11 protein-coding genes are annotated in these 11,819 nt (G+C 36.8%); 10 read left to right on the forward strand and 1 reads right to left on the reverse strand.

What is annotated here, in order from left to right:
• The first annotated feature begins 96 nt into the window (after window positions 1-96).
• Both FFM66_RS09925 and FFM66_RS09930 read left to right on the forward strand, forming a co-directional pair.
• Window positions 97-936 carry a hypothetical protein gene (locus tag FFM66_RS09925; protein WP_137605812.1) on the forward strand — a complete coding sequence of 280 codons (840 nt, stop codon included), beginning with the start codon at window positions 97-99 and terminating at the stop codon, window positions 934-936.
• 15 nt (window positions 937-951) lie between these two features.
• Entirely contained in the window at window positions 952-2,631 is a 1,680-nt protein-coding gene (locus FFM66_RS09930; RefSeq protein ID WP_137605813.1) for a heparinase II/III family protein, read from the forward strand.
• Window positions 2,632-2,682: 51 nt separating this feature from the next.
• Here the strand turns inward: FFM66_RS09930 and FFM66_RS09935 are convergent, their stop codons facing one another.
• Window positions 2,683-3,738 carry a LacI family DNA-binding transcriptional regulator gene (locus FFM66_RS09935; RefSeq protein ID WP_137605814.1) on the reverse strand — a complete coding sequence of 352 codons (1,056 nt, stop codon included), beginning with the start codon at window positions 3,736-3,738 and terminating at the stop codon, window positions 2,683-2,685.
• 184 nt (window positions 3,739-3,922) lie between these two features.
• On the opposite strand from FFM66_RS09935, the gene FFM66_RS09940 reads away from it, so the two are divergent.
• The 8 genes from FFM66_RS09940 to FFM66_RS09975 all read left to right on the forward strand — a co-directional run bounded on the left by FFM66_RS09940 (window position 3,923) and on the right by FFM66_RS09975 (window position 11,812).
• Window positions 3,923-4,318, forward strand: a complete 396-nt coding sequence (locus tag FFM66_RS09940; protein WP_137605815.1) for a hypothetical protein — start codon at window positions 3,923-3,925, stop codon at window positions 4,316-4,318.
• 2 nt (window positions 4,319-4,320) lie between these two features.
• A complete protein-coding gene (locus tag FFM66_RS09945; protein ID WP_137605816.1) occupies window positions 4,321-6,129 on the forward strand; it encodes a DUF2264 domain-containing protein in 1,809 nt (602 codons plus the stop codon).
• Window positions 6,130-6,138: 9 nt separating this feature from the next.
• On the forward strand, window positions 6,139-7,290 hold the full coding sequence (locus FFM66_RS09950; RefSeq protein WP_137605817.1) for a glycoside hydrolase family 88 protein: 1,152 nt from the start codon (window positions 6,139-6,141) through the stop codon (window positions 7,288-7,290).
• A gap of 40 nt (window positions 7,291-7,330) precedes the next feature.
• Window positions 7,331-8,611 carry an ABC transporter substrate-binding protein gene (locus tag FFM66_RS09955; protein WP_137605818.1) on the forward strand — a complete coding sequence of 427 codons (1,281 nt, stop codon included), beginning with the start codon at window positions 7,331-7,333 and terminating at the stop codon, window positions 8,609-8,611.
• 105 nt (window positions 8,612-8,716) lie between these two features.
• A complete protein-coding gene (locus tag FFM66_RS09960) occupies window positions 8,717-9,619 on the forward strand; it encodes a carbohydrate ABC transporter permease (RefSeq protein WP_137605819.1) in 903 nt (300 codons plus the stop codon).
• On the forward strand, window positions 9,592-10,494 hold the full coding sequence (locus FFM66_RS09965; protein ID WP_371851520.1) for a carbohydrate ABC transporter permease: 903 nt from the start codon (window positions 9,592-9,594) through the stop codon (window positions 10,492-10,494). The genes FFM66_RS09960 and FFM66_RS09965 overlap by 28 nt, the downstream gene beginning before the upstream one ends.
• 31 nt (window positions 10,495-10,525) lie before the next feature.
• Complete coding sequence (locus tag FFM66_RS09970; RefSeq protein ID WP_246038437.1) at window positions 10,526-11,194, forward strand: YesL family protein; 669 nt, start codon at window positions 10,526-10,528, stop codon at window positions 11,192-11,194.
• Window positions 11,195-11,383: 189 nt separating this feature from the next.
• Complete coding sequence (locus FFM66_RS09975) at window positions 11,384-11,812, forward strand: ArsC/Spx/MgsR family protein (RefSeq protein WP_137605825.1); 429 nt, start codon at window positions 11,384-11,386, stop codon at window positions 11,810-11,812.
• Window positions 11,813-11,819 lie beyond the last annotated feature (7 nt).

Below are 11,819 nucleotides of genomic sequence, written 5' to 3' on the forward strand. Positions count from 1 at the left end.
ATAAAATAAATTTTACTTTATTTAGTAAAAAAAGTCTAAGAAAGCTATTGATTTTTTTGTAAAAAAGTTATAATTAGTAAAAAAGGAGAGTGCAAAATGGGAAAGATTATCTTAGAAATTTTAAATGATAAAGAACAGGTTAAATTTGGAAAAAATGATTATGAAGAAGTTAGAAAACCAATGCGAGCGGAAGGAAATGATAGGGCTTACTTAGCAACGCAAGATTTAATTTTTGAAGAGGGCGATCGAATAAGGATACAGGTGGCCTCTCCAAATACACATCTTGTTGTAAAATTGGATGAGACTTTGGACTCAAGTCTGATTTTTCTAAAAGAGACAACGTGGGACTACCTGATAACGATGACAGACAATGCACAGGAGGCACGACCGGATAATCGTTTTTCGGGAAAAAGACATTACTTAAGTGTGAGAGTCGCTACCCCAATGGAGATAAACAGTTATCGTAATTTAGCACTGAATCCTCATGACCAAAAGAATTTTAGTGGTGCTTTTCCACATGCTTATGCGAATGTGGAAACTAGAAATGATGCGACCTTCTTTGCTTGTAATGCTATCGATGGTATTTTTGCACACCACTCCCATGGATCATATCCTTATCAATCTTGGGGAATTAATCAGCAGAAAGATGCGGCGTTGTCTATTGATTTTGGTCGAATCGTTGAACTTGATCGAGTTGGTTTTACTTTAAGAGCAGATTTTCCTCATGATAATTATTGGGAAAGTGTTACATTACATTTTTCAGACGGAACATCGGAAATTTTTCACACAATAAAATCTGATTTGCCACAGTATTTTGATTTTTCTAAACGTCAGGTCGATGGGGTTGTTTTTAGTGAATTAAAACAATCAACAGATTCTTCTCCATTTCCAGCACTTACTGAAATTGAATTATTTGGTCAATCAGTTTCAGAATGAGAGGATGATAGGGAAATGAATAATACAAAATCATTGCAAGATGAAATTGAGGCAGCAAGGCAAGAGTATGTAAAAAGAATGAGGGTTTCAGAATTATCCTTAAAAGAATTTTTATCCTATACAGAAACCGGTAATCGCTTAACTTATGAGGAACAATACTTCGCTAGAAGACGTGAGCTGGCGGTATTGTCCTTATCGCTTCTTCAAGACACAGATGAGCAAACAGAAAATCTACTGGAACAAACGCTTTGGGAAATCTGCAACGAGTATACTTGGGCTTTACCCGCTCATTTACCTTTAATTGAGAATCGATATGGAACAGCTAGTCCTGTGTGGCTAGATTTATTTGCTGCTGAAACTGGACAGGCTTTGATTGAAACTATTGAGTTGATTGGACAAAAGCTATCTCCTTTTCTTAAGGAAAGAATCTTTCAGGAAGTCGAGCGGAGAATTCTCCTTCCTTTTGAGTCACGTCCTTGGGATTGGGAAGAAAAGGAAAACAATTGGAGTGCTGTAATCGGTGGTTGTATAGGAATGATTGCTCTATCTATGCTTTCAATGGGGAGTCAACGGCAGAGGACAATCATTCAACGATTGGATAAATCCATGCAAAGCTATTTAAGGGGATTCGGTGCAGATGGTGCTTGTGTGGAAGGTGTCAGCTATTGGGGATATGGATTTGGGTACTTTATTTATTATGCTAAAATGTTGGAAGATAAGTTATCGGATTCCAGGTATCTTGCAAACAAAAAGGTTAAGAATATTGCTGCTTTTCCTTATTCCGTCATGATAAATGAGAAAGGATACGTCCCATTTTCCGATTACGCACAACCCGATCTTCCCAGTGGGTTACTCAGTTTCTGTCATGAATATTTTCAAGTTTCAATTCCAAAGATTGAAGCAGCAAGTTCACTTGAATTTGACGCTTGCTACCGTTTTGCACAGTTGTATAGAAATCTTAGCTGGACAAAACCGATGAATAAGCAAGTGGCTAAACCGGAAGGAAAAAAATACTTTGAAGATGCCCAATGGCTCATCTTGCGTTCTGAAAAAGAAGATTTTGAATTTGCCGCAAAGGGTGGGCGAAATGATGAAAGTCACAATCATTTAGATATCGGTCATTTCATCGTGGGAAATGGCAAAGAATTATTTCTAACGGATCTTGGTGCTGGTGAATATACCAAAGACTATTTTAACGAAAAAATGCGCTATGATTTTTTTGTACCTTCTGCGTTAAGTCACAGTTTACCGATTATTAATGGCTACTCTCAACTACCAGGGAAAGTGGGAGCAGAAAGTGTTTGTTGTCATCAAGAGGGCGCGGAGTTTCACTTTCAATTATCCCTAGGCTCTATTTATCCCACAGAAGCTTTTGTCAAAACGTTTATTCGTCATTTTAGAGTAGATCCAAAAAAACGCAAAGTAAAAATCACTGATCAATTTACTTTTTTAAAGGAGAAAAATAAAATCGTTGAGACTTTTATTTCAAAAATAAAACCAGAGCTGGAGAATAAAAGGATCAAATTAATTGGTGAAAAAAAATGTGAGCTGTCTGTTGATGCCGGAACAGTCACTAGTGTTGAAAAAAGTTATCCTAATCATGAAGGAAAGATTGAGAAGGCCTATCTGATTCAAAATGAGGTACAGGCAAAACAGCAAATAGAATGCCTCACAATGATTCAGTTGACAGAATGAAAAAAGATCCAGTGATTACCGGCTACAACGACGGAGAATCACTGGATCTTATTAATTTTTTCTGGGTTTTGTTGTTGATTCACGTAAGATAAGTTCTGTGCTGAGAAAAATTCTTCGGGCAATCCCAGGATTTATGATTCGTTCATGCAGAGCATTGACCCCTTGTTCACCCATTTCTTCGGTAAAAGCTCGAACTGTTGATAAAGCAGGCGATACATAGCGAGAAATCGAAATATCGTTTATCCCCATGACGCTAACTTCCTGAGGAATGCGAATGCCTCTTTCGGTCAATGTGTGAATTACGCCGATGGCAAATGCATCATTGGCAGCTAAAATAGCCGTAGGTAAGTTTTCTTGCCATTTTTCTAAAGCTTGCTTAGTAAGAAGTTCTCCAGTTTTAACATCTAGCCGACTGTTTTCTTTTACGATAAAGAAATCTTCGTTAAATAGACCATGCTGTTTCATCATATCAATGTACGTGTTCGTTGTAGGCGTTTTGTAAGGACGATGACTGTACATATTTTGACTTTCTTCCGCTCCGATAAAGGCAATTTTCTCGTGACCTAATTCTAACAGATGGGCTAATGCTAATTCTGTTGCCTGAGAAAAATCAGTATTGACGGAATCATAATCTTCAAGTGGAAAGTTACTACCGATTACGCAAAGGTTGTTGTGCAGAGCATTTAGCTCTTTGACCTTTTCTTGGGTAAATTTACCAATTGCTAAAATACCATCTACTGACTGCAAGGATTGGTCATCGATTTGAGAGATTTTCAAGACATTATACCCTAATTCTGCGGCTCTTTTCTCGACTCCTAGTCGAATTGACATATAGTAGATATCTTCTAACTCTTCATCATCCATCCGCCATTGGATGATTCCGATAGAACATTCGTTTTTAGGAGGGAGAAGAGGTTCGGGGCCGTTTTTTTCACCATTTTTGTTTTTTTTCTTTTTGTATTTTGTGTAGTTTAATTCTTCAGCTGCTTCAAAGATTTTTCGTTTTGTTTCTTCGGTAACGGATAAAGTAGAATCATAGTTTAGTACGCGTGAGACTGTTGAAATAGATACGGCAGCGACACGGGCGATATCTGTAATAGTGGCCATAAAATATCTCCTTACTGTAATTAAATCTAGTACTAGTATATTTCTATTTTAGTAAAAAAATCAAGTTAATAATTTGTTTTAGAAAAAAATTCTATTTTTTTACCAAAATTCTATTGCTTTTTTTGGTAAAAAAAAGTAATATCTAATTAAAGAAAGCGTTTTAAAGAACGGAAGGGGAAAATGAATGAAAAAATCAGCTTTCCTACTCTTTCTACTACTAATTAGTTTTTCTTTGCTGACAAGCTGTAAGGATAATTCAAAGGAAGCAGACACACAAGTCAGTTTTACAAGTGAGTATGAGCAGAAACTAAAGGATAAAGCAAAGTCATACTCAGAAGAGGAATTACAGAGTGGTGAGGTTTCCTTAAATGAATTTATTAAAATTCACGGAACGGTTCTTCAAAGTGACAGCAAGCAAATGAAAATAAAAAAAGGTGACCGATTTATTTTAAAAAGCGGCACGAGCAACTATCAGATTTTTAACGAGCAAGAAAAGCCAATTAAAATTGGTGATCGAATTATCGTTTATGGTGAATACTATGGCTTCCTCAAAGGAACGCTGATAGAAAAGGAAGAGTAAATATGTTGCAGACAATCAGAAAAAATCCTTTTTTGACAAAGAAAAATATGGAGGAGGGTTTCCTAGACCTGTTTCAACCACTGTCTTCTTTCTTTACGAAAGAGAACTTAGGACATTTAAAACTTGGTAACCACGGAACTGTTTATACTGAACCTCGACAAGAAGTGGAAGCATTTTTAAGACCACTTTGGGGGTTAGGTCCTTATCTTGTAGACAATGATACCCCTTTCTTGGAACAATATCTAGATGGAATTATTGCTGGAACAAATCCTCAGAGTAAAGATTACTGGGGAGAAGTCGATGATTTTGATCAGTTGATAGTAGAAATGGCATCCTTAAGTACTTTGTTACTACTTAATAAAGAAAAAACATGGAATCATTTAACAAAAATAGAAAAAGAAAATCTTCATCATTGGTTGATTCAAGTCAACGAACGTCAAATTCCGCGAAATAATTGGCATTTCTTTAGAGTGTTAGTTAATCTTGCAATGAAATTTTGTGATATGCCTTACTCCCAAGAAATTATTAATAAGGATCTAACGATTATAGATAGCTTTTACCAGAACAAGGGTTGGTATTGTGACGGTGTCGAAACACAGGTTGATTACTATGTTTCATTTGCCATCCATTACTATAGTTTAATTTATTGCCACTTTATGGAATCAGAAGATCCTGAGCGAGTCAGTGTTATGAAGAAGCGAGCAACTGAATTTGCTCAAACATTCAAGTATTGGTTTGCAGCAAATGGAGAGGCAGTTCCATTTGGCAGAAGTCTAACATACCGTTTTGCACAAGTTTCCTTTTTCTCAGCGTTAGTTTTTGCAAATGTTGAAGCACTTCCTTGGGGAGAAATCAAGGGATTGATAAGCAGACATTTACACAACTGGATGGAGCAAGAAATGTTTACGACTGACGGTCTGCTGACGGTTGGCTATCATTATCAAAATTTAGTTTTTGCTGAAGGATACAATGGTCCAGGATCTCCTTATTGGGCATTTAAAACATTCATTCTTTTGGCTGTTCCCAAAGAGCATCCATATTGGCAAGCCAAGGTGGAGCCATTAAATCTCACAAGAAAAATGATAGCGTTACCTGAAAGTCGAAATTTTTATCAGTTCAACGAAGATACCAGCCATGCGCAGATGTTTCCAGCGGGACAATTCATCAATTTTCAAAGTCATGCTAGCGCAAAGTATAGCAAGTTCGTTTATTCTTCTCACTTTGGATTCAGTGTTCCGAAAAGCAACTATTGGTATTACGAAGGTGCATATGATAACTGTTTAGCTTTGTCCGAAGATAATCACTATTTTCGAACGAAGGAACTAGATATATTTTTTGAAATTCAGGATGATCGAATTATTCATCACTGGCAGCCATGGTCGAATGTAAAAATCAAAAGTACGATTCTTCCTTTAGAAAGCTGTCACATCCGTATCCATGAAATAGAAACGGAAAGAGAACTTTATGGGTATGAAGGAGCCTATAGTGTTCCATTTGAAGGAAAGATACCGCAGACACAGAAAATAAAAGCAGTAGCAACAACAAAAATTGGAACCTCATTGATTGAAGGTATCCATGGATTTTTAGAAGCAGATATCGTAAAAACAGAACCAAATACAAACCTTCTTTATCCAACGACGATTTTACCTCATCTAAAAACGAGAATAGGAGCAGGTAAACATCTGTTAGTCTCATTAGTCAGCGGATTGCTTCCTGAAGAGCAGTTGGAGGTTCCAGAGATACAAGTAATAGAAAATAAAGTTATTGTTCAACAAGGAAATGAAAGAAAAATAGTAACTTTAATAAATTAGGAGGAAAAAATGGAAACTTTAGGAGCAATAAACGACTTAACATGGTTAACGAAGGAGGTTGACTTTGTACTAAAAAAAATTCGTGAAAATCAAGATCAATTTCATTCCTTGGTTCCACCGGCGGCAAGCAAAAATTTAGTTTATCAGCCAGAAGAAAATATTGATTGGACAGCAAGTTTTTGGGTGGGAATGCTCTTTCTGGCAAAGGAAATGACACAATCGAATGACTACGATCAAACGATTGCCAGTCAGATGGAATCTTTTCAACATCGATTAGATAATAGAATCGAGTTAGAGACACATGATATTGGTTTTTTGTATGTTTTATCAGCGATTGCCGACTATCAAGTAAATCATAACGAAAAATCAAAGAGCATGGCTATCAAGGCCGCAGATCTTTTGATGGAACGCTATTCTCCGAAAGCTCAGATTATTCAAGCATGGGGGGATTTAGAAGACAAAGAACAACAGGGACGTATGATTATCGATTGCTTATTGAATCTCCCACTACTCTACTTTGCTTCTGAAATGACTGGTGAGGATTCCTACAAAAAAGCTGCTTATGCCCATGCAAAACAAACACAAAAATATATTGTTCGTCCCAATAACACGACATACCATACCTATTATTTTGATATCGAAACAGGTAAAGCGAAATTTGGTAAAACACAACAAGGTTATTCTGACGAATCGTGTTGGGCTAGAGGTCAGGCATGGGGAATTTACGGTTTTACTTTGAGTTATCTTCATACTGGTGATTCTACTTTCTTAGAAACGGCCAAGAATCTTGCAGATTATTTTATTAAAGAATTACCGGCAGATAAAATTTGTTATTGGGACCTTATTTTTACTGATGGTAGTGGTGAGGAGCGAGATAGTTCTGCTGCAGCGATTGCTGCCTGTGGACTGCTCGAACTTTCACGGCAATTGCCTCTGTCGGATGAGAAACATCAACTTTATGAAACTGTGGCTTTAGAAATTATGAAGCAATTAGCAGAAAACTATACGACAAAAGATACACCAGAATCAAATGGGATTTTACTTCATGGCGTCTATGATAAGAAAAGTGATAAGGGCGTTGATGAATGTATGATTTGGGGCGACTACTATTATGTGGAAGCACTCACACGACTTGCAATTAGCTGGTATCGATATTGGTAGTACGGGGAAACCCTTAAAAAATTTTAATGGAGGTATTAAAATGAAATTTTGGAAAAAAGGTTTGACGGCAACTGCATTAGTAGGAATTGTTGCAGCATTGGCTGCCTGTGGTGGAGGGTCTGGATCAGACAGTGCTGCTGATTCTGATAAAAATGGAGACATCAAATTAACAGTTACAACGTGGAATTATGATACGACTCCGGAATTTGCGAAACTTTTTAGAGCTTTTGAAAAAGAAAATCCAGGAGTTACCGTTGAACCAGTTGATATTGCATCAGATGATTATGATACAAAATTGACGACGATGCTATCTTCAGGCGATACAACTGATATTTTAACAATGAAGAATTTATTATCTTATTCAAATTATGCGCTACGTGATCAATTGGTTGACGTTACAGACCATATCAAGGATATTGATATAGATCCTGCAAAAGCAAGTTATGAAATGTACGATGTGAATGGCAAAACCTTCGCGCAACCTTATCGAACAGATTTCTGGGTTCTTTATTACAATAAAAAAATGTTTGATGATGCTGGAATCGAATATCCTAGCAATTTAACTTGGGATGAGTATGAAGAAATTGCTAAAAAATTATCTAAACCTGAAGATCAAGTCTATGGTACGTATCAACATACATGGCGATCAACGATTCAAGCAATCGCAGCTGCTCAAAACGGTGCGAACCTTGTAGAACCAAAATATGATTTTATGGAAGAATATTATGATCGCGCATTACGCATGCAAGCAGATAAATCACAAATGGATTTCGGGACTGCTAAATCAACAAAAGTAACTTACCAATCACAATTTGAAAATTCAAAAGCTGCAATGATGACTATGGGTACTTGGTATATGGGTGCTATCTTAACAAATATTGATGATGGAAAAACAGACGTAGAGTGGGGAATTGCTGAAATGCCGCAAAAAGAAAAAGGCGGCGATGTGACTACCTTTGGTTCACCAACTGCTTTTGCAATCAATAAAAACTCAAAACACGCAGAAGCTGCCCAAAAATTCTTAGACTTCTGTTCAGGTGAAGAAGGAGCAAAAGTTTTAGCTGAAGTCGGTGTTGTTCCGTCCTATAAAACAGATGCTATTGATGAACTTTACTTCTCACGTAAAGGAATGCCTTCTGATGAAATTTCTCAAAAAGCATTCAATCCTGACACCGTGGCTATTGAATTTCCTATAAATGAGAATGGTCCAGCAATTGATAAAGTATTGCAAGAAGAACATGAACTAATCATGGTTGGAGATGAAAAACCAGCAAAGGGAATTGCTAATATGGAAAAACGTGTGAAAACCGAAACTGAGTAACTATTTTATTGGTAAGAGCGGTATCTGCCGCTCTTACATACATAGTCTTGGTTTGAAGGGAGGAGTCTGATTGGGTCAATTTTTAAAAATCCAATCAGAAAATATATGGAAATTACATCTAAATCAAAAAATGCAAGTAAATTACGCAGAAAAAATACTTTGACTGCTTGGTCGTTTATTGCCCCAAACTTTATCGGTTTCTTTCTGTTCACCTTGATTCCTGTTATCTTTTCGTTAATTTTGGCATTCATGAAATGGGACTCTTTTGCTACACCGGAATTTGTAGGATTAAAAAACTTTACTAAAATGATGGGAGACGACACCTTTTGGATTTCGCTTAAAAATACCTTTTTGTATACGATTGGTGTTGTTCCATTAACGCTTATCTGTTCGTTAGGTCTAGCTATCCTACTCAATAAAAAGATCCGTGGTATGAAATTTTTCCGAACGGCGTTTTTCTTTCCTTATGTGACGTCATTAGTTGCGATCGCCGTAGTATGGAATATGTTATTTCATCCAACGATGGGACCGATTAATCAATTTTTATTGAACTTTATTTCTAACCCTCCAGGCTGGACCTCTAGTTCTGATTGGGCATTGACCGCTATTGTTATCGTCAGTGTGTGGCGTGGCATGGGCTATTATATGATCTTGTATCTAGCTGGTTTACAAAGTATTCCAAAGGAATTGTACGAAGCCGCTTCGATGGATGGTGCGAACCGATGGAAACAGTTTTTAAATGTCACGATTCCTTCGCTTCGTCCTACGACATTTTTTGTTACAATCATGCTTGTCATTAACTGCTTTAAAATCTTTGATTTGGTACAAGTAATGACGGCAGGTGGTCCTGGACGGGCAACCAATGTCTTGGTTTATGAAATCTATAATGAAGCCTTTGTGAAATTTAATTTTGGATACGCTTCAGCCATTGCGATGGTGTTGTTCGTTATCGTTTTAGTAATTACAGTCATTCAATTTAAATGGAATCAAATCCAAGAAAGAGCATAGGAGGGATAGAGATGGAGGCAACCGTTTCAAAAACAAAAGTAAAAAGAAAAAGTGAAAAATTGACCATCGGTCGTATAGTCTTAATTGTCCTGTTAACATTTCTCGCTCTTGTAACATTGATCCCATTCTTTTGGATGTTATCAGCTTCGTTTAAAACCAATAATGAAGTGTTTACAGTGCCTATTCAGTGGGTACCAAAGACTTGGCACCCAGAAAACTATTCGGTTATTTGGGATCGGATTCCGTTATTGACTTTTTTCAAGAATACAGCTTTTCTAAGTATAATTATTACCTTGATTCAATTGTTGACCTCAAGTTTCGCAGCGTATGGCTTTTCGAAAATGCATTTTAAAGGGCGGGACACATTATTTCTTGCTTATATTGGAACAATTGCCGTTCCTTGGCAGTCATATATGATTCCCCAATTTATCATGATGCGTCAATTTAAGTTGACCGATACCTTGTGGTCTCTGGTTTTACTACAGGCTTTTAGCGCCTTTGGCGTTTTCTTATTGAAACAGTATTACAGTAGTATTCCTGATGAGCTCTGTGAAAGTGCACGGATCGATGGGTTGTCTGAATGGGGCATTTATCGTCGAATCATTTTACCATTGACCAAACCGGCATTGGCCAGCTTGACGATTATTACTTTTGTTAATACATGGAATGATTACATGGGACCATTCATCTATTTATCTTCAACAGAAAATAAAACGATTCAATTAGGATTAAAAATGTTTGTGGGCTTGTTCGATGCGGAATATGCTTTGATCATGGCAGCTTCTGTTGTATCAATCCTACCAGTAGGAATCGTCTTCTTGATGATGCAAAAATATTTTGTAGAAGGAATTGCCACTTCAGGTATGAAAGGGTAAAATTAATCGAATACAAAGGGAGAGAACAATAGTGCGAAAACAAACGTTTGAAAATAATATCTATATGAAACTATTTCGATGGGCCTATATTTTTTTGATGAGTAGTCTCTGTTTTACGCTTGTGAATCTCCCTTTCTTTTTTGCAACGATTAGTTTAGCAATTGACCTGAAAAATACTCTCTTCTTTTTAGTCGCCCTACTCTTTTGGGGACCCGGAATGATTGCCTTGATTGCAATGATTGATCGATTTAAAGAAGAAAAAGATGTACAACCTGTGAAGTATTTTTTTTCAGCATTTCGACAATTTTGGCTTCGAGGCCTTATTTATTGGTTAATCGGCTGGTTTTCAATTGTGGTTGCATTAACAGATGTCGCTTTTTTTGCCAAACTTCCCAATGGTCAATGGTTTATTCCTCTGTTCTTGGTACTTGCTATCGTGGGTTTGTCGTTTAGTATCAATAGTTGGTACTTTCAAGTTCGTAACCCAGAAAGTGGAATAAAGAGTGTCATGCAAATGGCAATATTTTATGTTTTGCGCAAATGGTATTTTAGTTTGTTGAATAGTCTCTTATTTCTGATTATTCCTCTACTAATGATACTAAAACCACAATTCGGGTTTACAATCACCCCCTCACTCTTTGCAGGGCTGATTTATTTGAATGCTACGCAACTGCATAGAAGGAAAAGTGTTACTAATTAAATAGAAAAAAACATCTTTAAAAAAGTTGTTATCATAAAAAAGGATTTCTTTAATAAGTATCCTTTTTATTCAAAATTATAAAAAAAGTCCTTTTTATTTGATTAAAACAAGCGAAAATTGTTACAATTACTTTGTGACTAAAGTCCATTTTGTTTTTAACAAGGTGATCAAGTAAAGAGGGTGTTGAGGATGATCAAGGTCTTTGGATCGACAGCATGTTTAACTTGTAAAAAAGTAAAGCACTGGTTGACTGAACATGAACTGGATTTTGAGGAAGTGGAAGTAAACGGCTCTACTTTGGCGTTAGAAGATGCTGAACTACTTGTTAATCGTTGTTCTGGAAATACAGCCAAACTGATTGCAGAATGGTGTGAAGAATTTCAACGGCTGGAGATTGAAATAGACGACTTGCAAAATGAAGTTGCAGTTGAGATCTTGTGTCAGCATCCAACAATTTTGAGAAGACCGATTACTGTTTTTGATGATTTTATTATGATTGGTCTGGATGAAGATTTATTTGAGTCGGTACTAGCGGAAAAAGTAGCAGAAATCATAACCACCCGTCAAACGGGTGGTTTGCTCTGGGGCTGTAAGCCCCCGTTACTAGCCAGCGTCTAAAGGCGCT

The sequence above is a fragment of the Enterococcus songbeiensis genome (assembly GCF_005405265.1).
Lineage (GTDB): Bacteria > Bacillota > Bacilli > Lactobacillales > Enterococcaceae > Enterococcus_C > Enterococcus_C songbeiensis.